Origin of the sequence: Achromobacter marplatensis, assembly GCF_049060505.1 — a bacterium.
Taxonomy (GTDB): domain Bacteria; phylum Pseudomonadota; class Gammaproteobacteria; order Burkholderiales; family Burkholderiaceae_B; genus Achromobacter; species Achromobacter marplatensis_A.
The window spans coordinates 106,877-131,634 of the sequence record NZ_JBMGRB010000011.1 but is presented as its reverse complement, the minus strand read 5'-3'; the positions used below and the strand labels follow the sequence as shown (position 1 = coordinate 131,634).

21 protein-coding genes and 1 other RNA gene are annotated in these 24,758 nt (G+C 66.6%); 18 read left to right on the top strand and 4 right to left on the bottom strand.

The features are described from left to right. The first annotated feature begins 62 nt into the window (after nucleotides 1-62). The 4 genes from ACI0FO_RS24900 (at nucleotide 63) to ACI0FO_RS24885 (ending at nucleotide 3,651) form a co-directional block, all read left to right on the top strand. Nucleotides 63-599, top strand: a complete 537-nt coding sequence (locus ACI0FO_RS24900) for a MarR family winged helix-turn-helix transcriptional regulator (RefSeq protein WP_416031152.1) — start codon at nucleotides 63-65, stop codon at nucleotides 597-599. Between the two features lie 90 nt (nucleotides 600-689). Next, on the top strand, nucleotides 690-1,424 hold the full coding sequence (locus ACI0FO_RS24895; protein WP_416031150.1) for an enoyl-CoA hydratase/isomerase family protein: 735 nt from the start codon (nucleotides 690-692) through the stop codon (nucleotides 1,422-1,424). Beyond that, complete coding sequence (locus ACI0FO_RS24890; protein ID WP_416031148.1) at nucleotides 1,421-2,617, top strand: CaiB/BaiF CoA transferase family protein; 1,197 nt, start codon at nucleotides 1,421-1,423, stop codon at nucleotides 2,615-2,617. The genes ACI0FO_RS24895 and ACI0FO_RS24890 overlap by 4 nt, the downstream gene beginning before the upstream one ends. 47 nt (nucleotides 2,618-2,664) lie before the next feature. Then, nucleotides 2,665-3,651, top strand: a complete 987-nt coding sequence (locus ACI0FO_RS24885) for a tripartite tricarboxylate transporter substrate binding protein (RefSeq protein ID WP_416031146.1) — start codon at nucleotides 2,665-2,667, stop codon at nucleotides 3,649-3,651. 56 nt (nucleotides 3,652-3,707) lie between these two features. Here the strand turns inward: ACI0FO_RS24885 and ACI0FO_RS24880 are convergent, their stop codons facing one another. Then, nucleotides 3,708-4,661 (bottom strand): NAD(P)H-dependent flavin oxidoreductase, encoded by a 954-nt coding sequence (locus tag ACI0FO_RS24880; protein ID WP_416031144.1) that lies wholly within the window; start codon nucleotides 4,659-4,661, stop codon nucleotides 3,708-3,710. Nucleotides 4,662-4,882: 221 nt separating this feature from the next. Here ACI0FO_RS24880 and ACI0FO_RS24875 point away from each other — a divergent pair, with 221 nt between their 5' ends. The 12 genes from ACI0FO_RS24875 to ACI0FO_RS24820 all read left to right on the top strand — a co-directional run bounded on the left by ACI0FO_RS24875 (nucleotide 4,883) and on the right by ACI0FO_RS24820 (nucleotide 20,563). After that, the gene (locus ACI0FO_RS24875) at nucleotides 4,883-6,094 is read left to right on the top strand and encodes an MFS transporter (RefSeq protein WP_416031142.1); all 1,212 of its coding nucleotides are present in this window, start codon (nucleotides 4,883-4,885) and stop codon (nucleotides 6,092-6,094) included. A 52-nt stretch (nucleotides 6,095-6,146) separates the two neighbouring features. Beyond that, nucleotides 6,147-6,305 carry a hypothetical protein gene (locus ACI0FO_RS24870; protein WP_199196901.1) on the top strand — a complete coding sequence of 53 codons (159 nt, stop codon included), beginning with the start codon at nucleotides 6,147-6,149 and terminating at the stop codon, nucleotides 6,303-6,305. Between the two features lie 103 nt (nucleotides 6,306-6,408). Further along, nucleotides 6,409-9,072 carry a PD-(D/E)XK nuclease family protein gene (locus ACI0FO_RS24865; protein ID WP_416031140.1) on the top strand — a complete coding sequence of 888 codons (2,664 nt, stop codon included), beginning with the start codon at nucleotides 6,409-6,411 and terminating at the stop codon, nucleotides 9,070-9,072. Nucleotides 9,073-9,075: 3 nt separating this feature from the next. Next, nucleotides 9,076-12,519 (top strand): UvrD-helicase domain-containing protein, encoded by a 3,444-nt coding sequence (locus ACI0FO_RS24860; RefSeq protein WP_416031138.1) that lies wholly within the window; start codon nucleotides 9,076-9,078, stop codon nucleotides 12,517-12,519. A gap of 517 nt (nucleotides 12,520-13,036) precedes the next feature. After that, nucleotides 13,037-13,134, top strand: an RNA gene (gene ffs, locus ACI0FO_RS24855) — signal recognition particle sRNA small type. Between the two features lie 177 nt (nucleotides 13,135-13,311). Continuing rightward, a complete protein-coding gene (locus tag ACI0FO_RS24850) occupies nucleotides 13,312-15,582 on the top strand; it encodes a DNA polymerase III subunit gamma/tau (protein ID WP_416031136.1) in 2,271 nt (756 codons plus the stop codon). A 44-nt stretch (nucleotides 15,583-15,626) separates the two neighbouring features. Further along, a complete protein-coding gene (locus ACI0FO_RS24845) occupies nucleotides 15,627-15,953 on the top strand; it encodes a YbaB/EbfC family nucleoid-associated protein (RefSeq protein WP_006221090.1) in 327 nt (108 codons plus the stop codon). A 20-nt stretch (nucleotides 15,954-15,973) separates the two neighbouring features. Further along, the gene (gene recR, locus ACI0FO_RS24840) at nucleotides 15,974-16,582 is read left to right on the top strand and encodes a recombination mediator RecR (RefSeq protein ID WP_416031134.1); all 609 of its coding nucleotides are present in this window, start codon (nucleotides 15,974-15,976) and stop codon (nucleotides 16,580-16,582) included. Between the two features lie 69 nt (nucleotides 16,583-16,651). Further along, entirely contained in the window at nucleotides 16,652-17,911 is a 1,260-nt protein-coding gene (locus ACI0FO_RS24835; protein WP_416031132.1) for a CaiB/BaiF CoA transferase family protein, read from the top strand. A gap of 11 nt (nucleotides 17,912-17,922) precedes the next feature. After that, a complete protein-coding gene (locus ACI0FO_RS24830; RefSeq protein WP_105559871.1) occupies nucleotides 17,923-18,963 on the top strand; it encodes an ABC transporter substrate-binding protein in 1,041 nt (346 codons plus the stop codon). Beyond that, complete coding sequence (locus tag ACI0FO_RS24825; protein ID WP_416031129.1) at nucleotides 18,956-19,765, top strand: ABC transporter ATP-binding protein; 810 nt, start codon at nucleotides 18,956-18,958, stop codon at nucleotides 19,763-19,765. The genes ACI0FO_RS24830 and ACI0FO_RS24825 overlap by 8 nt, the downstream gene beginning before the upstream one ends. Nucleotides 19,766-19,768: 3 nt before the next feature. Then, nucleotides 19,769-20,563, top strand: coding sequence for an ABC transporter permease (locus ACI0FO_RS24820; RefSeq protein ID WP_416031127.1), 795 nt, complete (start codon nucleotides 19,769-19,771; stop codon nucleotides 20,561-20,563). A 53-nt stretch (nucleotides 20,564-20,616) separates the two neighbouring features. Here the strand turns inward: ACI0FO_RS24820 and ACI0FO_RS24815 are convergent, their stop codons facing one another. Then, complete coding sequence (locus ACI0FO_RS24815) at nucleotides 20,617-21,273, bottom strand: hypothetical protein (protein WP_416031125.1); 657 nt, start codon at nucleotides 21,271-21,273, stop codon at nucleotides 20,617-20,619. 2 nt (nucleotides 21,274-21,275) lie between these two features. Further along, nucleotides 21,276-21,632 carry a response regulator gene (locus ACI0FO_RS24810; protein ID WP_416031329.1) on the bottom strand — a complete coding sequence of 119 codons (357 nt, stop codon included), beginning with the start codon at nucleotides 21,630-21,632 and terminating at the stop codon, nucleotides 21,276-21,278. A 206-nt stretch (nucleotides 21,633-21,838) separates the two neighbouring features. Between ACI0FO_RS24810 and ACI0FO_RS24805 the strand changes: the two genes are divergently transcribed. After that, on the top strand, nucleotides 21,839-22,366 hold the full coding sequence (locus ACI0FO_RS24805) for a carboxymuconolactone decarboxylase family protein (protein ID WP_416031123.1): 528 nt from the start codon (nucleotides 21,839-21,841) through the stop codon (nucleotides 22,364-22,366). A gap of 55 nt (nucleotides 22,367-22,421) precedes the next feature. On the opposite strand, the gene tal is transcribed toward ACI0FO_RS24805, so the two are convergent. Beyond that, nucleotides 22,422-23,375, bottom strand: coding sequence for a transaldolase (tal, locus tag ACI0FO_RS24800; RefSeq protein WP_416031121.1), 954 nt, complete (start codon nucleotides 23,373-23,375; stop codon nucleotides 22,422-22,424). A gap of 227 nt (nucleotides 23,376-23,602) precedes the next feature. Here tal and carA point away from each other — a divergent pair, with 227 nt between their 5' ends. Beyond that, a complete protein-coding gene (gene carA, locus ACI0FO_RS24795) occupies nucleotides 23,603-24,757 on the top strand; it encodes a glutamine-hydrolyzing carbamoyl-phosphate synthase small subunit (protein ID WP_310030804.1) in 1,155 nt (384 codons plus the stop codon). The last annotated feature ends 1 nt before the right edge of the window (nucleotide 24,758 follow it).

Here is a 24,758-nt window from a genome sequence, read left to right as displayed (position 1 = left end):
TGCGGCCAGAGGGGCGTCCAAAGCGCCCAAACGCTTTTTCCTTATCTTTGCAGAGCCCAGCCATGGCATCCCTGAACGCACACAAGTCCGCCTCTCCCGCGCGCGGCCAGCCGACCGCCTTGAAAGAGCTGTTCTCGTACCGCCTGAATCGGCTGGCCTACGTGTCCAGCCGCATCGCGGCGGGTCTGAACGAAAGCCGCTACGGCGTGGGGCCTCGGGAGTGGCGGATCATCGCGTTGCTGGGCGCTGCGCCCGACATGTCGCTTAACGCCGTGGCGCGCGAGGCCAACATCGACAAGAGCCAGGCAAGCCGGACAGTGTCCGAGCTGATCGAGCGCGGGCTGATACACCGCAGCGCGGACAGCCAGGACGGCCGTGGCGTGAGCCTGGACCTGACGCGCGCGGGGCGCGCGTTGTACGACGAAATGTTCCCTGCCGCCGTGCAGCGCAACGACGCCATGCTGGCCGTGTTGTCGGCGAAAGAGCGCGACGAGATGGAGCGGATGTTGGACAAGCTGACGGCCCATGCGCTGGACATGCTGAACGAATTCAAAGCCGAGGTGCCCGCCCGCCGGGGCCGCGGCGTGCAACCCCGATAAACGGGTGGCGCCTGCCTGGCGCCATTTTTTTACCCATATTGTTGATTAAATCAATCAAATGCCTGACCACTACTCAAGAGGATTTGCGTCATGCCGGAACTGATCGTCGAAAACCAGGGCGCCGTGCGCCTGCTGCGCCTGAACCGCCCGGAAAAGCACAATGCGCTGAATACGGCTTTGACCACGGCATTGCTGGACGCCCTGTTGCAAGCAGAGCGGGACGCGACGGTGCGCGCCGTGGTGCTGACCGGCAACGGCAAGTCGTTTTGCGCAGGGGCGGACACGACCGAGTTTGCCGGGTTGACGATGGAACAGCCCGAGGCCGTCCTTGCCCGCGCCGATCTCACGACCGACCTGCATCTGGTGTTCTCGCGTATGACCAAGCCCGTCGTGGGCGCAGTGCACGGCAATGCGCTGGGCGGTGGCGCGGGGCTGGCGTTGGCATGTGACCTGACCGTCATGGCCGAGGACGTGCGCTTCGGCTATCCCGAATTGCGCCATGGCATCGTGGCCGCCGTCGTCATGGCGAACCTGGTGCGGCAGGTGGGCCGCAAGCACGCGTTCGAATTGGTGGCGATGGCCGAACCCATCGACGGCGCGCGCGCGCTGGCGCTGGGCATCGCCAATCGCGTCGCGCCCGCCGCCGGCGTGCTGGACGCGGCGCTGGCAATGGCCGGGCGCCTGGCGGGTTGGGAGCCCGCCGCCATGGGATTGACCAAGCGCGCCTTTCATCGCGCGGCGGACCTGGGCTTGGCCGATGCGCTGGGCGTCGGCCGCGACGCCAACGTGATCATGCGCGGCTTTCGTCAGGGGCCGTCGCGATGAGGCCGCTGGATGGCGTGACTATCCTGGATCTGTCGCGGGTGCTGGCGTGCCCATTCGCGTCGATGATCCTGGCCGAACTCGGCGCCACCGTGATCAAGGTCGAGCAACCCGGCGCGGGCGACGAAACCCGGGGGTTCGAGCCGCAGGTACAGGGCGAAGGCGGAACGGAGTCCGCCTACTACCTGGCCTTCAACCGCAGCAAGCAGTCCATCACCGTCAACTTCCGCAAGCCGGCGGGCCAGGCGCTGATCCGCCGGCTGGCCGAGACTTGCGACGTGGTGGTGGAAAATTTCCCGGTGGGGACGCTGGTCAAGTATGGGCTGGACCGCGACAGCATCGCGCCGGGCAATCCCGGGTTGATCTATTTTTCGTGCACGGGTTTCGGCATGACCGGACCTTATTCGCCCCGCAAGGGATACGACACCGTGTTTCAAGCCATGGGCGGCATCATGAGCCTGACGGGAGAACGGGGCGGCGGCCCCGTCAAGCCGGGGCTGCCGGTGGCGGACCTGACCTCGGGCCTGTGGGCGGCGATCGGAATTCTGTCTGCGCTGGTGGGCAGAACGAAGTCGGGGCAGGGTTGCCACATCGACTTCTCGATGCTGGATGGGCAGGTCGGCCTGCTGTCGTTGGCGGCGGCGCGCTATTTCGCGCTGGGCGAAGTGCCGCAACGGCTAGGCACCGAGCATCCAGGGCGCGTGCCGTCGGCGGCGTTCGAGTGCAGCGATGGGCGTTGGGTGCAGATCACGGGCAGCGACCAGCACTGGAAGCCCTTGTGCGATGCGCTGGACTTGCCGCAATGGGCGGACGACCGGGAACTGGCGCGCAATGCCGTGCGGGTGGCGCGGCGCGATGAAGTCATGGCAGGCCTGGCGGCCGCCGCGCGACGGTTGACGCGCGACGAGCTTTGCCAGCGTTGTGATGCCGTGGGCGTGCCCGCCGGCCCGATCCTGGACGTGGAAGAAATCATGCACGACGAACACGTGTTGGCGCGCGGCATGGTGGCCAGCTACGAGCATCCTTCCATCGGCCGCTTTGGCGCCGTGCCGGTGCCATTCAAGTTCAATGGCTACGAGGACCCGCGCCTGGAGCGTCCGCCGCTGCTGGGCGAGCACACCGATAGCGTGCTGAAGGTGACGCTAGGCCTGTCCGATACGGAAATCCAGGCGTTGCGCGCAGAGGGCGCGATCTAAGCCATTCATTACCCCATCAAAAAAACGACATTGCAGGAGACAAACCCATGATGACCCTTAAGCGTCTGCTTACCCCCAAGCGCCTGTTGTGCGGGCTGGCCGCCAGCGCGTTCTGCACGGCCGCGGCCGCCGCCGATCCCTATCCGTCCCAGCCCATCACGCTGGTCAATCCCTATGCCGCAGGCGGCCCCGCCGATGTGCTGGGCCGCGCGCTGGCGCGTGAACTGGAAAAGCAGCTGGGCAAGCCCGTGATCGTGGAGAACAAGGCGGGCGGCGGGGCGGCGATCGGGGCGAACTTCGTGGCGCGGGCCAAGCCCGACGGCTATACCTTGCTGCTGGGCACGTCGGCCGCGCATGTGGTGACGCCGCTGATGCAGCGCACGCCCTACGACGGCATCAAGGATTTCGCCTTCGTGTCCATCGTGGCCAATCAGCCGAATATGCTGGTGGCACGCCCGACGCTGAATGCCGCCAGCGTGGCCGATCTGGTCGCGCTGGCGCGCAAGGAGCCCGGCAAGATCAATTACGCCTCGGCCGGGCCGGGCAGTTCGCCGCACCTGGGCGCCGAGCTGTTCCGCGAGCGGGCTGGCGTAAACATCGTGCATATCCCGTATAGCGGCGCGGCGCCGGCCATCAATGACCTGGTGGGCGGCCAGGTGGATATCGCCGTGCTGAATCTGGCGGCCAGCCTGCCCTTTATTCGCAGCGGAAGGCTGAAAGCGCTGGCCTACGCCAACGGCAAGCGTTCGCCGCTATTGCCGGACGTGCCGACGTTGGCCGAGTCGGGCGTGGCGGGCGCCGAGTCCGCGTCGTGGTACAGCCTGGCGGCGCCCAAGGGGACGCCGGCCGACGTGCTGCAACGGCTGAACGAGGCAATGGGCCGCGTGAACGCGGACACCGAATACGGCAAGCTGATGCAGGCCCAGGGTGTGGACTTGTGGAACATGACCCCGGCCGAAGCCACGGCGTTCGTGGAAAAAGACCAGCTTGCCATGAAGCAACTGGTGCAGTCCGCCGGCCTGATGAAAAAGTAGCCGTCACGGCCGGCGTGTCCGCCGTCGAAGCCGCCCTTGGGGCGGCTTTCTCGTTCTCAGCCGGCCAGCGCCGCGGCGCGCGCCAGCGCTTCCCGCGTCTCGTCCACCAGTTGCCGCACCAGTTCGCCTGCGGGTTGCAGGCTGTCGATCAATCCGGCGCTTTGGCCGGCTTCGACCTTGCCGCCTTCGACGTCGCCCTCATGCGCGGCTTGCTTTAGCGAACTGACGGCGAATAGCGCGTCCAGCGCGGCGTCGTCGCTGCCGCGTTCAGATGCCAGATACTGGCGGGCGAAGGCATTGCGCAGCATCCGCACCGGCGACCGTCCGCGGCCGATCAGCGTGGTGTCGGCCACGCCGGCGGCCAGCACGGCGGCCTTGTAGTCGGCATGCACGCCGGCTTCCGGCGTCAGCAAAAAGCGGGTGCCCAATTGCGCGCCCGCCGCGCCCAGGCACAGCGCGGCGGCGATGCCCGCGCCGTCGGCGATGCCGCCCGCGGCCACCACGGGCAACGATACGCGGCGCACCGTGGCGCGCACCAGCACCTGCAAACCGATTTCGTCCGGCCCCGGGTGCCCGCCCGCTTCCAGGCCCACGGCGATGACGGCGTCCACGCCCGCGGCCTGCGCTTTCTTTGCATGCAGCGGGCTTGCCACCACTTGCAGCCATTTGATGCCGGCGTCTCGCGCGCGGCCGATGTGCTTTTGCGGCCCGCCCTGCGACGCGATGATCACCGGCACGCCTTCCGCGATGGCGATGTCCATGTGTTCTTGGGCGCGCTTGTTGTACAGCGGGATATTGACGGCGAACGGCGCGTCCGTGCCTTGGCGCACCTCGCGCACCGCGGCAAGCAGGGCATCGGGATACATCGGGCCGGCGGCGATAACGCCCAATCCGCCCGCGCGGGATACGGCCAGCGCTAGCGCTGCGTTGGACGATGCCCAGCTCATGCCGCCCTGGATGATCGGATAGCGCGTGCCCAGCAATCGGGTCAGCGGAGTTTGCAGAATCATGGCCTACCTGCCGTGGGGAAAAGCCCATTTTCGATTAATTAGTTGATAATATCAACTATATTTCGATGCGAGGATTCGGCGGCTTGCTAGCGGATCCGTCCGGGACAAAACGCGACGCGGCAGCATGGCTATTACCGATGCGCCCCGGGGGACTTGTATATGATGTGCGGGTCGTCCCGAGGAGGGGACGCAAACCCATACAACAACGAGACACGGGTTTCATGTCTAGTCAAACCGATACGATTTCCACCCGCACCATCATCCTGGGCACTTTGGTGGTGCTGCTTGCCATGGGCGTGCGCGCAACTTTTGGCCTGTTCATGCAGCCGATGGGCCTGGCGCACGGCTGGGGCCGCGAGGTGTTTTCGATGGCCTTCGCCCTACAGAACCTGGTGTGGGGCGTGGCGTGCATTTTCATGGGCATCCTGGCCGATCGCTATGGCTCGGGGCGCACCATCGCGCTGGGCGCGGTGCTGTACATGCTGGGCATGATCGGCACGCGCTTCGCCACCGACGAGGCCACGCTATACCTGACCGCCGGCGTGCTGGTCGGGCTGGGCCAGGCGGGCACCACCTTTCCGGTGATCCTGCCGGTCGTGGCGCGCGCCGTGCCGCCGGCGTACCGAAGCACGGCGATGGGCATTGCCAGCGCCGGGGGCTCGCTTGGCCAGTTTGCCGTGGTGCCCACCGGGCAAGCGTTGATCACCGGTATGGATTGGTCCGGCGCGTTGTGGGTGCTATCGCTGTTCGTGGCCTGCGCCGCGCCGCTGGCCTATTTTTTGCGTGGCCGTCCGCAAGCGCAAACCGGGCCGCAGCAGTCGCTGGCGGCGGCGGTGCGGCAGGCGGTACGCCATCCTTCCTTCCACTTCCTGTTCTGGAGCTACTTCGTCTGCGGCTTCCATACGGCCTTCATCACGCTGCACCTGCCGGCCTACGTGACCGACGGCGGCCTGACGGCAGGGCAGGGCGCGACCGCGGTGGCGCTGATCGGCCTGTTCAACGTGTTGGGCTCGTTCTATGCGGGCAAGCTGGGCGGCAAATACAGCAAGAAGCGCCTGCTGGCGGTGGTGTACTTCATGCGCGCCTTCGGCATCTTGCTGCTGCTGGCCATGCCCTTGTCCGCATGGGTGCTTTACGCCTTCGCGGCGTGGATGGGCCTGTTCTGGCTGGGCACCGTGCCGCTCACGCAAGGGTTGATCGGGCAGATCTACGGGCTGCGCTATGCGGCCACCCTGTCCGGCATCGTCTTCCTGGGGCACCAGCTGGGCAGCTTCATCGGCGTCTGGCTGGGCGGTTATGCCTACGCCAAGACCGGCAATTACGATATGGTCTGGTGGCTGGGCGTGATCCTGGCCGTGGTGGCGGCGCTGCTTTGCCTGCCGGTGCGCGAACAACCCGTGACGCCGGCGGCGCCGCGCCCTGCGTCGGCATGATGCCGGCGTTTCGAACCCGCCAGCCTTGAACCCACTTTCCGGAGACCCGCCCATGACCTCGGTAGATCCTCCCGCCGTCCGCCGTCATCGGGCCTGGCGCGCCGTGGGCGTGCTGGCGCTGGCCGCCGTGCTGGGCCTGGCATTCTGGGGCTACACCACGCCCGAGATGCAGATCCACTGGGAAAACCTGGCAGCCCTCTGCGGTTTTTAGACGCGTCTGGCCGCTCGGCTCGCGGTATCCTACGACGGAGTTTCCTCCGTCGTTTTTTTCGTCACCCGCGCCTGCCGTTCCGGCACGCGCTTTGTAGGTGCCCATGCAGGACGCATCGCTTTCCTATCCTGATCTAGCGCTACCGGACATCGGCGTCATGCCCGCTGCCGGCACGCTGGTGTTGACCGTGAACAACCGGTTGTCGCGTCGCTTGACGCTCGAATTGGCCGGCCTGCTGCGCCAGGAGCGCCAGGTCAGCGAGCTGCCGCGCATCGTGCCGTTGTCGGCCTGGTTGGCGGAGTCCGCTAACGAGTTGGCCTTCGAGGCGGACGACGACGTGCCCGCTTATCGGCTAGACAGTTTCGCCACGCAACTGGTATGGACCGAAGCCATCCGCGTGGAAGAGGCCGAACGCGTGCTGCTGGATGCCAGCCAGGCCGCGCGGCTGTCCATGGACGCCGATCTGCTGATGGACGAATGGGATCTGCATGTGCCGTCAGGGGCAGACACCGACGAATACCGAGGCTTTGCCCGGTGGCGTGCGCGCTATCGCGAAACGCTGGCTGCCATTGACGCCGAGGACGCAAACCAGGGCTATGCGCGCGTGCTGCGCGCCCTGGAGGAAGGCCGGCTGGCGACGCCCGCCCAACTGGTGCTTGCCGGCTTCACCGACGTATCACCGCGTTTTCGTCGCTTGCTCCTTGCCTTCGAAGCGCAGGGCACGCGGGTCGGGCAGTGGCGCGATGCGCAACGGATAGAAACCGTGGCGCGGCGGTTCGAAGCCGCGGACCAAGGGGCGGAATGGCGCGCCGCGGCGGCATGGGCGGCGGCTCGCCTGAAGGCGAATCCGCACGGGCGCTATGCGATCGTGTCGCCGCAACTGGAAGCCGAATCCCCCTTCGCGCGGCGCGTGTTGAGCCAGGCATTGGCGGGCCGGGACGGCGCGCCGGCCTATGCATTCAACGTGGCGGTGGGCCGGCCGTTGAATGAATGGCCGATGGCGCGCGCGGCGCTGGCCTGGTTGCGCGCGCTGGCCGAATGCGCCGCCGGCAAGGGCTGCGGCGTGGAGGTACTGGGCGCCGCCTTGTTGGCCGGCCATTGCGCGGGCGACGTGCGCGACGGCGCGCGCCTGGCCGCGATCGACGCGCGCTGGCGCCGGCAGGCTGTGCGGCATGTCGGCCCGCAGGATTGGAAGAAGCTGTTGGCCGATACGCCGGTCTTGGCGCAAGCCTGGAATCAAGCGATGGAGATCTGGACCCAGGGCGGCCGCCAAGCCACCTGCGATGTCTGGATGCTGCGCATGAAAGCCGCGTTGACGGCGTTGGGCTTCCCCGGCGAAGCCGCGCTGGACAGTGTCGACTATCAAGTCATGGGTGCGCTGGGCGATGCGCTAGGCAGTTTCTCGGCGTTGGCGCCGGCCGCTGGCCGTCTGGGCGGCGTGGCGGCCGTCAATCTGCTGCAAAGCGTGGCGCGGTCGGCGTCGTTCCAGCCGCAACGCGATCCGCTGGCGCGCCTGGACGTGCTGGGCCTGCTGGAAGCCGAAGGCGGTTATTGGGATGGCGTCTGGATGCTGGGTTTGACCGACGATGTGCTGCCTGCGTCGCCAAAGCCCAATCCGCTGTTGCCATTGGCCGTGTTGCGCCAGGCGAAAGCGCCGCGCGCCACGCCCGAGCGCGAGCGCGAATGGGCCGAAGGCATGTATGCCGCGCTGTGCCGCTGCGCGCCTGAACTCATCGTCAGCCATGCCCATATGGATGGCGAGCGCGAACTGCGCCCGTCGCCGCTGATCGCCGCCGCCGCGCTAACGGACTGGATGCCCGCCGAGGCCGATGCGGTGACAGTGTTGCCCCAGGAATCGCTGGACGACAATCAGGGCCCGCCGTTGGCGGCGGGAAACCGCGGCGGCGGCGGCCTGGACGTGCTGGACACGCAGGCGCGCAATCCGCTGTGGGCGTTCGTGCGCCACCGGTTGGGCGGACGCGAGCTGGCGCCTTACGCCGACATGGCTACGGTGAACGTGCGCGGCCAGTTCTTGCACAAGGCGCTGGAACTGGTGTGGGGCATGATGCCCGACCAGGAGGCCCTGCACGAGGTCCTGGCCACGGGCCGGCTTACCGCGCTGCTGGAGCAGGCTGTGGCCCAGGCTGCCGACGAAGAACTCAAGGACTACGCGCCCGCGCTGAAAGCGCTGGAGTGCCAGCGTGCCCGGGCGGTGCTGGCCGCGTGGCTCGACATGGAGGCGCAGCGGCTGCCGTTCGCCGTTGCGCAAGTCGAAAAAAACCACCAGTGGCAGCGCGGAGCGCTGAACCTGAAACTGCGGCTGGACCGTATCGACAGCCTGGCTGACGGCCGCAATGTCATCGTTGACTACAAGACCGGCGTGGCTGCCGCCAAGCCCGAACCCGACTGGTCGCGCAGCCGGCCGGTAAACGTGCAACTGCCGTTCTACGCATCGGTGCTGGCGGATGCCGCGGGCGGCGAGGTGGCCGGTCTGGTGCTGGCGCAAATCCACGCACGCCAGGTCGCCGCGCAAGGCTTGGCCGACGAAGATCTGGGCGTGCCCGGCGTCACGCTTGCCGAAGACAGCAAGTACTTCGACGGCCTGTCGTGGCCCGAGATCCGGCAGCGCTGGCGCGTGGCGATCGAGGCGCTGGCCGACGAGTACGTCGCTGGGGTGGCCACCAATGTGGCCTACCGGCGGGATGATTTGAAATACTGCGATGCACTGCCGTTCCTGCGTTTGCATCTGGACGACGAGGACGCATGAGCCATGGCTGAACAAGAACGCCTACCGCAGGATCACGCTGCGCGCACCGACGCGCTGGACCCGACCCGTTCGTTTCTGGTGCAGGCCCCGGCGGGGTCCGGCAAGACCGAACTGCTGACCGACCGCATCCTGGCCTTGCTGGCCACGGTGAACCGCCCGGAAGAAATCGTGGCTATCACCTTCACGCGCAAGGCAGCCTCGGAAATGCACGCGCGCGTGCTGAGCAAACTGCGGCGCGGGCTGGACGGCCCGCCCGAGGCCATGCACGAACGCCGCAGCTGGGAACTGGCCCGCGCCGCGCTGGCGCGCAATGAAGAGCAGGGGTGGCATCTGCTGGACCATCCCGCGCGCCTGGCCATCCGCACCATTGACTCGTTCTGCGCGGGGCTGGTGCGCAGCATGCCATGGCTGTCCGAGCTGGGAGGCATGCCCGACATCACCGATGACGCGCGCGCCAACTACGAAGCGGCGGCGCGTGCCACGCTGGACCTGGCCGACGAATACGACGCCGTGCGCGTCCTGCTGCAGCATCTGGACGTGGACGTGCAGGCGGCCAAGGACGCCATTGCCGACATGCTGGGCCAGCGCGACCAATGGTTGCCGCTGCTGCGCCACGGGTCCGACCGCGCGGGCATGGAGGCCATGCTGGCCGAGGCCATCGGCGAAGACCTGGACGCGCTCTGCGAAGCCATGCCGTATGGCTGGGCCGACGCGCTGTGCGGCCCGGCCCGGCTGGCCGCGACCCATCTGCAGGACGGCGATGACGACAACAAGCTGCTGCCGCTGCTGGACTGGGCGGAAGAACTGCCGCCGGATGCCGAGGCGCTGGACCAGTGGCGCGCGGTGGCGCACCTGCTGCTGACCGGCACCGGCAGCTTGCGCAAGACGGTCAACAAAAACCTGGGTTTTCCGGCCAAATGCGCGCACAAGGAACCCTTCGTGGCGTGGCTGGAAGCGGCCGACGCCCAAGCCCCTTGGGTGCGCCGGCTGAATGCCGTGCGCGATATCCCGGCGCCGCGCTTCACCGATGCGCAATGGGAAGTGCTGGGCGCCCAGCTGATGACCCTGGCGCTGGCGGTGGCGCAGTTGCGCCTGCGTTTCGCCGAGACGGGCGAGGTGGATTTCATCGAGATCGCGCAACGCGCCGCCTCGGCGCTGGGCAGCGCCGACGACCCAGGCGAATTGCTGCTGAAGCTGGATGCGTCCATCCGCCATTTGCTGATCGACGAATTCCAGGACACCAGCCAGACGCAGCTGGACCTGCTGAGCACGCTGACCTCGGGCTGGCAACAGGGTGACGGACGCACCCTGTTCCTGGTGGGCGATCCGATGCAGTCCATCTATCGTTTCCGCAAGGCCGAAGTGGGGTTGTTCCTGGAAGTGGCGGACATCGGCGTGGGCGAACTGCGCCCCGATTTTTTGAACCTGACCGACAACTTCCGCTCGCAGGCGGGCATCGTCGATTGGGTAAACCGGTCGTTCGTGTCGTTGCTGCCCAAGCGCAGCGACGCCGCCGCGGGCGCCATCGCGTACAGCCCGTCCACCGCCTTCCACGACGCGTTGCCCGAGCCTGCCGTGCGCTTTCATCCTGTCTGGTCGCGCGCCGGCGCGACGCAGGCCGAAGCGCTGGCCGAAGACATCGCGGTGGGGCTGGTGCGCCAGGCATTGGTCGACCACAAGGGCGCCAAGCATCCGGTCGCGGTGCTGGTGCGCGCCCGCAGCCACTTGGGCAACTTGACGCGCCGGCTGGCGCAAGAGGGCATCCGCTGCCGCGCCGTCGACCTGGTGCCGCTGGCGCTGCGTCCGGTGGTAGCCGACCTGGTGCAGCTCGTCCGCGCGCTGTCGCACCCGGGCGACCGGCTGGCGTGGCTGTCGGTGCTGCGCGCGCCGTATTGTGGTCTGACCTTGACGTCCTTGCAGCGCCTGTTCGGCGACGATCATGTCACTCCGGTGCCGGTGCTGCTGGAGCGTGCGCTACGCATTGCGCGGCCCACGCTGCCCAGCGTGGCTGATACGGCGCCGCAAGGCTCCTTGTTCGACGCCGCACCGCCCCCGACTGAATCGCCATCGGCCCAGGCGCTGCTCAGCGCCGACGAATTCGCGCGGCTACGCCAGGTGGCGGCCATCTTGCTGGACAAGCGCAATGAGTCGGGCGCGATGCCGTTCGCGGCCTGGGTGGAATCGTTGTGGCGCCGCCTGGGCGGCCCGGCGCTGTATGCCGGCCTGTCCGTGGCCAACGACGCGGAAAGCCTGTTCCAGTTGGTCGAGCGTCTGGCGCCGCACGGCGGCATCGACCCCGCCGCGCTGGACGCCGGCATCTCGCGCCTGTTCGCCTCGCCCGACGCGGCGGACGAAGACGATGGCGCGGTCGAAATCATGACCATGCACAAGTCCAAGGGCTTGCAGTTCGAAACCGTCATCCTGTACGGCTTGCACCGCGCTCCGCGCGGCGACCAGGCACCCCTGGTGCGGTTCGAGCAAAGCGGCGGCCGCGTGCTGTTCGGGCCGGTCAAACCGCGCGCGGAAACCGAGGCAGACCCTGTGTCGCGCTATCTGGGCGCGCGCGAGGCGCGTCGCGCTTCCTATGAAATCGACCGCCTGCTGTACGTCGCCGTCACGCGGGCGCGCAAGCGCCTGCATCTGGTGGGACACGTGTCGCTGGACGAGGCCACGGGCCAAGTCAAAGCGCCCCCCTCGGCCAGCCTGCTGGGCCGCTTGTGGCCGTGCCTGGAAACGCCGGTCCCGCCATCCACGCAGGGTGAGTCCGAACCCGAGGCCGTCGACGGCCCGGAATGGCAGGGCGAACCTTTGCGGCGGGTGGCCAGCGAGGGCCTGGCGCAATTGGCGCGCTTGTCCGACATCACGGTCAGCCCCGGCTTCGGCGCGGCGGCCCGCGGAGCTTGGGGCGACGGCAGCGAACATCCCGCCTGGCAACTGGAAGCCGGCTACGACGCCGCCATCGGCACCCTGGCGCATGCCTGGCTGGCCCGCATCGGCCAGGATGGCGTACATGCGTGGCCGTCCGCAGCCTTGGCGGACCGTCTCCCCGCGATGCGCCGCCAACTGACAAGAGCCGGCATCCCCGCCAGCCAAGCCGACGCCGCCGCCGAAGCCGTGCTGGAAACGCTGCAAGCCACGCTGGCGGACGAACGCGGCTTGTGGCTGCTATCCCAGTCCGGCGCCCGCCGGGAGTGGCCGCTGATAGACGCCGCCGGCAAAGTTTCCGTCATCGACTTGGCGCTCAGCACCGAGGACGGCTGGCTGATCGTCGACTACAAAACCGGCCGACCCCACCCCGGCGAACCCCCCGCCGCCTTCGCCACCCGCATGCGTCAACGCCACGGCGAACAACTGCTGCGCTACTGCACCCAGGTCACCGCCCTGGACGGCCGCACAGCCAGAGCCGCCCTCTATTTCCCAAGAGCGAAGGCCTGGATCGACCTGTAGCAGCCGTCCGAATGGCAGTCGGCGTGCGCCCGACGCCGGCAGACCGCCATCCCGGCATGGCGTCCCAAGGCTAAAGCGGCCAAGGGGCGCATGCCTGATGGGTTGCGCGCGCTGCCGGCCGGCGCCGCAAGAAAGCCCACCGCGCGCTCCACCCATCCTACGATTCACCGCCACCGCTCCGTTCAAAGACGCAAAGCGAAGGGTCGCCACCAGGCATCCGTAATGAAAGGCAAGGGGCGACAGAAAAAGCGACAGGCTGAGCCGCAACGCAAAGCGAAGGGCCGCCCAAAACCAACCAATCAAAGAAGCCAACAAGGCGAACGAAGCAAGCCAACAAGGCGGGCGAAGCAAGCCAACAAGGCAAAGCGAAGCGAGCCAAAAATGGCAAGCGAAGCAAAGCCATCTCCCCCTCCCCCTCGGGGGGAGGGCCGGGGAGGGGGCAACATACCGCCCCTCAGGGGCCCGCCAACCGGAAGGCTGCAAGCAAGCGAAGCGCAGCTCTGCTAGAATTCCGGTTGGCGGGCCCCTCCGCATGGTTCGACGGTGAACCTGGTCAGGTCGGGAACGAAGCAGCCATAGTCGTTTAGGGTCAGTGCCGGAGTAAGGCTCGCCAACCGGATTCTTCAAAGCAACGGGTAGTGTCAATGGGTAGTGATTCACAGCAGTGATTCAACCCGGCGCCCGATTGCTTTCAAGGGGGACGGGGTTATTTTCCAGGGATTCGTTCCACGGGAATAAGCCCGTCCCCTTTGCATTTCAGCCAGCACGCGAAACAGGCTCTACAATCCAGCCATGACTTATCTGGTACTGGCCCGCAAGTGGCGGCCGCGATCGTTCGATACCCTCGTGGGACAGGATCACGTGGTGCGCGCATTGACTCATGCGCTCGACACCCAACGCCTGCATCATGCCTGGCTGTTCACCGGCACGCGGGGCGTGGGCAAGACCACCCTGTCCCGGATCCTGGCCAAATCGCTCAACTGTGAAACCGGCATCACGTCCAAGCCGTGCGGCGTTTGCCGCGCGTGCACGGAAATCGATGCCGGGCGCTTTGTCGACTACCTGGAGCTGGACGCGGCGTCGAACCGGGGCGTCGAGGAAATGACGCAGCTGCTGGAGCAGGCGGTGTATTCGCCGGGCGCCGGGCGCTTCAAGGTCTACATGATCGACGAAGTGCACATGCTGACGGGCCATGCCTTCAACGCCATGTTGAAGACGCTGGAAGAGCCGCCGCCTCACGTCAAATTCATCCTGGCCACCACCGATCCGCAGAAGATTCCGGTGACGGTGCTGTCGCGCTGTCTCCAGTTCAACCTGAAGCAGATGCCGGCCGACTCCATCGTCGGGCATTTGCAGGCCGTGCTGGGCCAGGAAGAAGTCGCTTTCGAAGTGCCGGCATTGCGCCTGATCGGCCAGGCCGCCCAGGGTTCCATGCGCGACGCGCTGTCCCTGACCGACCAGGCCATCGCCTATAGCGCGGGCAACATGACCGAGGACGCCGTGCGCGGCATGCTCGGTACGATCGATCAACGCCACCTGGTGCGCCTGCTGGACGCCTTGTCCGCCGGCGATGCCAAGAGTGTGTTGGCGGTTGCCGACGAGCTGGCGATCCGCGGGCTGTCCTACGCCGGCGCGCTGGCCGATCTGGCCGTGCTGCTGTCCCGGGTGGCGATCGAACAACGGGTCACTGGCGTCACGCCCGCCGAAGACCCGCTGGCTGCCGACATCGCGCGCCTGGCGCTGAGCCTGCATCCGGATGCGGTGCAGTTGTTCTATTCGGTGGCGGTGCATAGCCGCAGCGAATTGACACTGGCGCCCGACGAGTACGCAGGCTTCATCATGGCCTGCCTGCGCATGCTGGCATTGAACGGCGACGCCGGTCCGCAAACCGCATTGGACGCGCCTGCCACGCCCGCCCGACAAACGGCGGAACCCGCCGTTGCCGTCGCCGAGCCGGCTGCAACCCTGGCCGCAACCCCGGCCGCAACCCCGGCCGCAACCCCGGCCGCAACCCCGGCCGCAACCCCGGCCGCCGTGGCCGCGCCCGTGGCGGTTGCCGCATCCGCATCCGCCGCGGCACCCGCGCCCGCCGCAACTCCGCCCGCCGCAGCCCCGTCCGCCCCCATCGCCACCGCGCCAGCCGCCGTTGCCGCGCCAGCCGTGGCATCTGAGCCGGTAGCGCTTGCCGCGCCGGCCGAAGCCGCTGCTCCGGTGGCGGCCCCGTCCGTGGCGCAGGCTCCCGCGCCGACGGCCGTCAATCGGGCGGCAGAACCCGAACCCGAATCCGTCTCGGCGCCTCAAGCCGCCGCCAGCGAAAACGTGCCGCCCTGGGAAGACCTGCCGGCTGACGCGCCGGCGGCGCCCGAAGCCGCTACCGCTGCCAAGGCAACGGGTTCGGCGGCGTTGGCCGTCACCCCCGCCGTCGCGGCCGTGCTGGCCAACGCGCCAGCCGAATCCGATGGCGGCCCGCCTTCCTGGGTCGACGAAGAAATCCCCTTCGAAGCCGAAGGCGGTTTTGTCCCGGATGGCGGCTTCACGTCCGATCCGGACGATGACGAATTCGAAACCCTTGCAAGCGCGCCGTCGGCCGCCCCGGCACCCGCCGTGGCAGCACGGCGCGAAGGCCCGGCGCCTGCCCGCAAACGCCAATCGCGCGCCCGCATGGCCGACATGACGCCTACCGGCTGGCCCGAGCTGGCCGCTAGCTTGCCCGTCACGGGCCTGGCGGCGGAACTGGCGCGCCAAAGCGAATGGGCCGGCGTGCAAGGCGACGCGATCGTCCTGCGCGTCGCCGTCAGGACGCTGGCTGAAAGCGAAAGCCGGGTTCGCCTGCAAACCGTCTTGTGCGAACATTTTGGCCAGAGCATCCGGCTGGATGTGGAAGTCGGCGTCACGGGCGACGCCACGGCGCATGCCGTGGCGCAGGCCGAACGCGCCGCGCGCCAGCAGGCCGCCGAAGACGCCGTGGCCGTCGATCCTTTTGTGCAAGCCCTGTTGGCCGATTTCGGGGGCCAGGTCGTCCCCGGCTCCATCCGCCACGTTGATCCCCCGGCCGCCGCCTGAAGCGGCGGCCATCTCTTATTCCCCTCGTTCAAGGAACATCCATCATGATGAAAGGACAACTGGCCGGCCTGATGCGCCAGGCGCAGCAAATGCAGGAAAACATGAAAAAGGCGCAAGACGCGCTAGCTGAGATCCTGGTCGAAGGCGCCTCTGGCGGCGGCCTGGTCAAGGTCACCATGACCTGCCGCCACGACGTCAAGCGCGTCGTGATCGATCCGTCGCTGCTGGGCGACGATAAGGACATGTTGGAAGACCTGGTCGCCGCCGCGTTCAACGACGCGCTGCGCAAGGCTGAAACCACGTCCCAGGAAAAGATGGCGGGCGTGACCGCCGGCATGCCGCTGCCCCCGGGCATGAAGCTGCCGTTCTGATCGGCGCGATCTAGGCCGCAATGGATCCCTTACTGCCTGAACCCGAACCGCTGGTGTCGCTGATCGAGGCGCTGCGGCGCCTGCCCGGCGTGGGCATCCGATCGGCCAGACGCATGGCGTACCACCTGCTGCAGCATGACCCGCAAGGCGCGGACATGCTGGGGCAGGCGCTGGCCGGCGCAGTCCGGGATTTGAAGCACTGCGCGCGGTGCAACAGCTTTTCTGAAGAAGAGATCTGCGGCACCTGCGCCAACCCCAAGCGCGACCGCTCCCTGCTGTGCATCGTGGAAACGCCGGCCGACCAGAACATGATCGAGTCCAGTCACGGCTACCGTGGCCTGTACTACGTGTTGATGGGCCGGGTGGCGCCGCTGGAAGGCATCGGCCCGCGCGAGCTGGACTTCGACCGCGTGATCAAGCGGGCGACGGACGGCGACGTGCAGGAAGTCATCCTGGCCACCAACTTCACCGCCGAAGGCGAGACCACCGCCCACTTCCTGGGTGAAGCACTGGGCAAACGCGGATTGCGCGTGACGCGCCTGGCGCGCGGCGTGCCGGCCGGCAGTGAACTCGAATACGTGGATGCCGGCACAATCGCCTGGGCCTTGATGGAGCGCAAGACCACCTGAGGCTCGCCGCATCACAACAGCCAGCCGGCAACGTACCGGCGCGGCAAAAAAACGTGAGGAAGACAAACCATGTCAGCGCTGACCGGACTCAAGGTCCTGGAACTCGGCACGCTCATCGCCGGCCCGTTCGCCGCGCGCATCTTCGGCGAATTCGGCGCCGATGTCATCAAGGTGGAAACGCCGCATGGGCCTGACGGCACTGGCGGCGGAGACCCCATCCGCAGCTGGCGCCATCTGCATGAGGGCAATTCGCTCTGGTGGACGGTGCAGGCACGCAACAAACAATCCATCGCCCTGAATCTGAAAGACCCTCGCGCTCAGGAAATTGCCCGCAAGCTGGCGCTGGACGCCGATGTGGTGGTTGAAAACTACCGCCCGGGCGTGCTGGAGAAATGGGGCCTGGGCTTTGAGCAACTGCGGGCCATCAATCCCGCGCTGATCATGGTGCGGCTGTCGGGCTACGGTCAGACCGGCCCCATGAAAGACCAGCCAGGCTTTGGCGCCATCGGCGAATCCATGGGCGGGCTGCGCTATGTGTCGGGCCATCCCGACCGGCCGCCATTGCGGGTCGGCATTTCCATCGGCGATTCCATCGCCGCGCTGCACGGCGTAATCGGCGCGATGATGGCGCTGCGCCACCGCGACGCCACGGGCGGCCGCTGGAACGGCAAGTCGGGCGACGCCTGCCAGGCCGGGCAGGGGCAGATGGTGGACGTGGCCTTGTACGAGGCCGTGTTCAACATGATGGAAAGCCTTGTTCCCGAATACGACGTGGCCGGCGTGGTACGCGAACGCACGGGCGGCGCGTTGCCGGGCATCGTGCCGTCCAACACATACACCACGCGCGACGGCCAGAACGTCGTCATCGCCGGCAACGGCGACGCGATCTTCCATCGGCTGATGCGCGCCATCGACCGGGACGATCTGGCCGAAGACCCCGATCTGGTGCGCAACGACGGCCGCGCGCGCCGCGTCGACGAGATCGACGGCGCCATCCAGCAATGGTGCGGCGGCCGCGGCATCGACGAGGCGCTGGGCGTGCTGAAGGGCGCGGATGTGCCGGTCGGCAAGATCTACAGCGTGGCCGACATGTTCCGCGATCCCCAGTTCCTGGCGCGCCAAATGATCGAGCAGCATCACTTTGCCGACGGCACGCCGGTCAAGCTGCCTGCGGTGGTTCCGAAGCTGTCCGAGACCCCTGGCCAGACGCGCTGGGTGGGTCCGGCATTAGGGGAACATACCGAGGAAGTCCTGAAATCGCTAGGGTATGATTCAGCGGCTATTGACGAGCTGGCGAAGACCGGCGCTATCGGTAAACCCGACAATTAGGAGACAACCACATGTCAGTTACCCGCCGTGACTTGCTCAAGATGGCCGGCGCCGCCGGCGTCATGGGCATGGCGCCCGCCATCGTGCGCGCGCAGAAGCTTGAAAAGACCAAGGTCCAGATCGCCGTGGGCGGCAAGCCCCTGATCTACTATCTGCCCTTGTCCATCGCGGAAGCCCGCGGGTACTTCAAGGACGAAGGCCTGGACGTCAGCATCGCCGACTTCGCAGGCGGCTCCAAGGCGTTGCAGGCCGTCGTGGGTGGCAGCGCCGACGTCGTCTCGGGCGCGTTCGAGCACACACTGTCCATGCAGTCCAAGGGCCAGGCGTACCGCGCCTTCGTGCTGCAAGGCCGCGCGCCGATGATCGGCGTGGGCGTGTCCAAGAAGAACCTGCCCAACTACAAGGGCCCGGCCGACCTCAAAGGCAAGAAGATCGGCGTGACCGCGCCCGGCTCGTCCACCAACATGGTGGTCAGCTTCTTCCTGGCCAAGCACGGCCTGAAGGCATCCGACGTGTCCATCATCGGCGTGGGCGCCGGCGCAGGCGCCGTGACCGCATTGCGCAGTGGCCAGATCGACGCCATCTCCAATACCGACCCCGTGGTGTCGATGCTGCAGATGCCGGGCGATATCCAGATCATTGTCGACACGCGCACCCTCAAGGACACCCAGGACATTTTCGGCGGCAACATGCCGGCCGGCTGCCTGTACGCGCCGCAGGCGTTCATCGACGCCAACCCGAACACGACGCAGGCCCTGACCAATGCGCTGGTTCGCGCCGACAAGTGGATTCAGAAGGCCGGTCCCGACGAGATCGCCAAGATCGTGCCGGAAACCTACCTGCTGGGCGATCCCGCGGTCTACAAGGCCGCCATCGCAAAGAGTCTGGAAGGCCTGTCGCCCAACGGCATGATCCCCGAAGACGGCGCGGCCACCGCGCTGAAGGCGCTGGCCGCCTATCAGGCGGATTTCGACGGCGGGAAGATCGACGCCTCCAAGGTCTGGACCAACGATTTCGCGCGCCGCGCCAACGAGAAGTACGCCAATGGCTGAAGCTGCACTATCGCTGGAAAATATCAGTTGTACCTTTGTCTCGCGTGATGACCGGTCACAGCGCTACACCGCCGTCAGCGACACGACCCTGGCCATCGCGCCCGGCGAGTTCGTGTCGGTGGTGGGGCCGACCGGTTGCGGGAAATCCACCTTGCTCAACGTCGGCGCCGGCTTGCTGGCGCCGTCGTCGGGCCAGGTAAAGGTCTTCGGCCAACCGCTGTCGGGCGTCAACGCGCGCGCGGGCTACATGTTCCAGGGCGAAGCCCTCTTGCCGTGGCGCAGCGCCCTGGATAACGTGGTCGCCGGGCTGGACTTCGCCGGCGTGCCGCGTCCGGAAGCGCTGGAGCGCGGCCGGGAGTGGATGCGCCGCGTGGGGCTGGGCGGCTTTGAGAGCCGCTATCCGCACCAGATGTCGGGCGGCATGCGCAAGCGCGCGATGCTGGCCCAGACGCTGATCCGCGATCCCGACATCATCCTGATGGATGAGCCATTCTCGGCCTTGGACATCCAGACGCGCCAGCTGATGGAAAACGAGGTGCTGGAGCTGTGGATGGCCAAGCGCCGCGCCGTGCTGTTCATCACGCACGACCTGGACGAAGCCATCGCGATGAGCGACCGCGTGATCGTGCTGTCGGCCGGGCCGGGCACGCATCCGATCGGTGAATTCGTCATCGATCTGCCGCGCCCGCGCGACGTTGCCGAGGTGCGCGCCCATCCGCGTTTCGTCGAGCTGCATACGGCCATCTGGGCCGTGCTGCGCGAAGAAGTGCTCAAGGGCTATGCCCAACAGAAGCGAGCCTGAGGTATGTCGAAGTCATTCAAATCCGGTTCCGCCAGCCTGCGCTTTTGGCAACTGCTGCTATTGGTCGTCATCTTGGGTGCCTGGCATTTCGCATCGCGAGATCCCAAAGTCGCGTTCTTCTTCGGCGAGCCGCTGAAGGTCTGGGGCCGCATCTGGGCCTGGTTCATTACCAACGCGGACATCTACACGCACCTGTGGGTGACCCTGACCGAAACCGTGCTGGCGTTTTTCATCGGCACCATCGCCGGCCTGGGCTTCGGTTTATGGCTGGGGCTGTCGCCGCGCGCAAGCGCCATCCTCGACCCCTACATCAAGGCCGCCAACTCGATGCCGCGCGTCATCCTGGCGCCGATCTTCGGGATGTGGTTCGGGTTGGGTATCTGGTCCAAGGTGGCGCTGGCGGTCACGCTGGTGTTCTTCATCGTGTTCTTCAACGTCTACCAGGGCGTGCGCGAAGTCAGCCCAACCTTGCTGGACAACGCGCGCATGTTGGGCGCACGCAAGCGCCAATTGCTGCGCCACGTCTATCTGCCGTCGGCTACCAGCTGGGTGTTTTCCAGCCTGCATACGTCGGTGGGTCTTGCCTTCGTGGGCGCCGTGGTCGGGGAATACCTGGGGTCGGCAAGCGGCGTGGGCTACCTGATCCTGCAGGCGGAAGGTACGTTCGACGTGAACACGGTGTTCGCGGGCATCGTCGTATTGACGGCATTCGCGCTGGTGCTCGACTACATCGTCGGCGTCGGTGAAAAGCGCCTGATGAAGTGGCAGCCCAAATCGGGCGAGACCGAAAAGCTGTAATCCTGTCGCGTGGGCGGCCGACGGCGGCTGGCTAGCCGTCGCCGCCAGTGCGCTTATTCGTCGGTAGCGGGCGCCGGCAAATGCAGCGACCAGCAATCCGCCTGGCGTACCAGGCGCCAGCCTGACGCGTCCGCCAGCAGTTCGACTTCCTGCGGGTCGAAAGTCGTGGGTTGCACATCGGAAAAATCCGGCGCGGCGGAAAACCGGGCATGCCAGACATCCGCCTGGGAAAAATCCAGCGCAAGATCAGAGTCGGCGGGAAGCGCCGGCAGCAGGCAAAGCAGCCATGCCAGCAGCAAATAGCGCGACGCGAACGTCGGCAATTGGACGGAAGCGACCGTTTCGGACCAAGTGACGCTGCGACGAGACAGCAGCAAGTGCGAAAACATCAGTTTGCGGCATTCCCGCAGCAAGGCATCGGCCGGCGCCATCGCGCCTTGATCCGCCAACCATTGGTCCAGGTCGCGCACGACGGCGACGCTGTCTTCAAGCATGCCCGTCAAGTCGCCTGCCAGACGCTGGCAGCGCTGTTGCAAGGCGTCGGGGCTGGCGCCTTCGGGCGTCTGGCGCAGCATCGCGGCCGCCAGCGTGGCGTTGGACAGCGGGCCCACCACCTCGTGGCGCAGCACCGGGAAAACCTGCGCCAGCACTTTCAGCCGCACGCCATGGGCGGCCAGCGCTTGGAGGGGGGCGGACAGGGGAAGCGTCATGTTTAGTGCGCCTGGCGCAAGATGGCCAGCAACGCGTCGGGGTCGGCGGGTTTTTCGATCCAGCCGTTGAACATGTCTGGCGCGTCGTCGCGCCGTTCCTGGCGCGCCAGTCCGCTCAAGGCATAAATACGGGCCGGTTTGCCGCGCGCGCGCAACTTGGCGGCGAGTTCATAGCCGTCCATGTCGGGCAGCAGGATGTCGACCAACACGGCCTCGGGGGCGAAACTGTCGGCCAGCGCCAGCGCGGCTTCGCCGGTGGCGGCGCACCGCGTTTCCAACCCGGAAAGCGCCAGGAACTCGGCCAGCAGCTCCGAGCCCATTTCGTTATCGTCAACCAGCAGGACGCGAATCGCGCGCACGTCGTTCAAAAGGGTACCTCCAGGCATCAAGGGGCGGGTGTGTCCCGGGCGCCATTGCCATGGCGCTAACGCAAGCGTGACGGGCGGAACGGATGGGGGCGCATTCGTTCCGGGTATATACCGGAGACGCGCATTGTGCTGTCATTATGTCAAATATATTGTGCGAATGTGTGCATTTGCAGCCCTGTCACCAATATGGAGTTCCCATGGCCCGTCTTCCCTACGCCGATCTGACTCATCCCGACGCCCGGCCCCTGGTCGATCGCATCGTCGCCGAGCGCGGCAGCGTCCTGCACCTGTACCAGATGCTGCTGCATAGCCCGGCGGTCGCGGGTGGCTGGTTGAACTACCTGACGTCTATCCGCCAGCTAAGCACGCTGCCGGGCGACCTGCGTGAACTGGTGATCATGCGGGTGGCGGCGATCAACGGCGCCCCTTACGAGGCCGACCAACACGCGCCGATCGCGCTGAAAGAGGGGGTATCGCAAGCACAGCTGGACGCGTTGGATGCCTGGGAAACTTCGGCGCTGTTCAGCCAGCGCGAAAAGGCGGTGCTGGCCTATACCGACGCGATGACTCGCCAGGTGCAGGTGCCGGAAGCCGTGTTCCTGGCGGCGCGGGCGGCGATGGGCTCCGATAAGCTCATCGTCGAACTGACCGCGACGGTGGCGGCGTACAACATGGTGTCGCGCTTCCTGGAAGCGCTACAGGTGCATTCGCACGACCACCGCTAAGCCGCCGGGAAGCGGGCGCGCGTCGCCTGGGCGCGCGCCGGTCTTGCGAGCAGCTTTAGCGCCGTTGCGCGTCGATCAACGCGTCCAGCTTGACCGCGTCGGCCACGAACAGGCGAATGCCTTCGGACAGCTTTTCGGTCGCCATGGCGTCGTCGTTGAGCAGCGTGCGGAAGCTGATCTCGTCCGAGCCGATACGTGCGATGGGTTCGCCCGTGTCGTCGGCGCGCAATTGCGCGGGGGCGTCGCCTTCGGTGCCGGCCAGCTGGTTCAGCAGGTCGGGGCTGATCGTCAGCAGGTCGCAGCCCGACAGCGCCAGGATCTGTCCCGCGTTGCGGAAACTTGCGCCCATGATCTCGGTGGCGATGCCATGCTGCTTGTAATAGCGGTAGATGCGGCTGACCGACAGCACGCCGGGATCGCGCGCGCCGGCGTTGTCGGCTTCCACCCAGGACGCGCCGGCGTTCTTCTTGTGCCAGTCGTAGATCCGGCCGACGAAAGGCGAGATCAGTTGCACGTTTGCATCGGCGCAGGCCACGGCCTGGGGCAGCGAAAACAACAAAGTCAGGTTGCAGCGCACGCCTTCGGCTTGTAGCGCGCGGGCCGCCTGAATGCCTTCCCAGGTGGAAGCAATCTTGATCAGCACGCGTTCGCGCGGCACGCCGGCGGCTTCGTACAGGGCGATCAGGCCGCGGGCGCGCTCAATGGTGGCGCGGGTGTCGAATGACAGGCGGGCGTCGACTTCGGTCGAGACGCGGCCCGGCACGATGTTCAGGATGGCGCGGCCAAAAGCGACCAGCAGGCGGTCGACGAGGTCGGGCGTCGAGGCGCCGCCATGGTCTCGCGCTGTTTTTTCCAGCAGCGGGCGGTAGGCATCCTGCTGAACGGCTTTAAGAATAAGGGACGGATTAGTGGTGGCGTCCGTGGGACGCAACGCCTTCATCGCTTCGAAATCCCCGGTGTCGGCGACAACGGTGGTGTGATTGCGCAGGGCGTCAAGTTGGCTGGACATGGACAAATACGGCTCACGACGGCAAGGGTTGAAGGTGTTCCTAGCGTATCACTGCCGCTGGCGCCTTGCTGTCCGCCAAACGGTCCGGGCCCCAGAACGCGGCGCGGCGGCTCGAAAAGGGGGGAAATCACCGATACCGGCCTTATTTGGCGCGGTTCTCCGGGAAAAGCGCCGGGTCAAGGTATAATCCGAAGGTTTGATTATCGATTCTAAAACCGGGGTTTACTGTGCTGCCGCAACTTTTTCCCGAGGGGATCAACCGCTTCCCTCCTGCAATTCTGGCTCTGGCGGACGGTACCATTTTTCGAGGCGTGTCGATCGGTGCGCCTGGCCATACCGTTGCCGAAGTGGTGTTCAACACCGCGATGACCGGGTACCAGGAAATTCTCACCGATCCCAGCTATAGCGGTCAGATCGTCACGCTGACCTATCCGCACATTGGCAACACCGGCGTCAATGCCGAAGACGTCGAAGCCAATCGCGTCTATGCCGCCGGATTGGTGGTCCGCGACTGTCCCGCCCGCGTGTCGAACTTCCGTTCCACGCAATCCTTGCCCGACTATCTGGCCGCGCAAGGCATCGTCGCCATTTCCGGCATCGACACCCGCAAGCTCACGCGCATCCTGCGTGAAAAAGGCGCCCAGGGCGCTTGCATCTTCGTTGGCACCGACACCGAGCGCGCCGTTGAACTGGCCCGCGGCTTTGCCGGCATGGCCGGCCAGGATCTGGCCAAGGTCGTCTCGGTCAAGACCAGCAGCGAATGGACCGACGGCACCTGGCAACTGGGCCAAGGCTTCTCCAAGCCCGACCAGTCCAAGTTCCACGTCGTCGCTTACGACTTCGGCATCAAGAGCAACATCCTGCGCCTGTTGGCCGACCGTGGCTGCCGCCTGACGCTGGTGCCGGCGCAAACCAGCGCCGAAGACGTCCTGAAGCTGAATCCCGACGGCGTGTTCCTGTCCAACGGCCCCGGCGACCCCGAGCCTTGCGACTACGCCATCGCCGCCACGCGCACGTTCCTGGACAAGAAGCTGCCGGTGTTCGGCATCTGCCTGGGCCATCAGATCATGGGCCTGGCCGTCGGCGGCAAGACGCTCAAGATGAAGACCGGCCACCACGGCGCGAACCATCCCGTGCAGGACCTCCAGTCCAAGCGCGTGTTCATCACGAGCCAGAACCACGGCTTCGCGGTCGACGCGGCCAGCCTGCCGGCCAATGCGCGCGTGACGCACGTGTCGCTGTTCGACGGCACGTTGCAGGGCTTCGAGCTCACCGACCGCCCGGCCTTCTGCTTCCAGGGTCACCCCGAAGCCAGCCCGGGTCCGCACGACATCCTTGAACTGTTCGACAAGTTCATCGCCCTGATGTCCGGCCAAAAGTAAA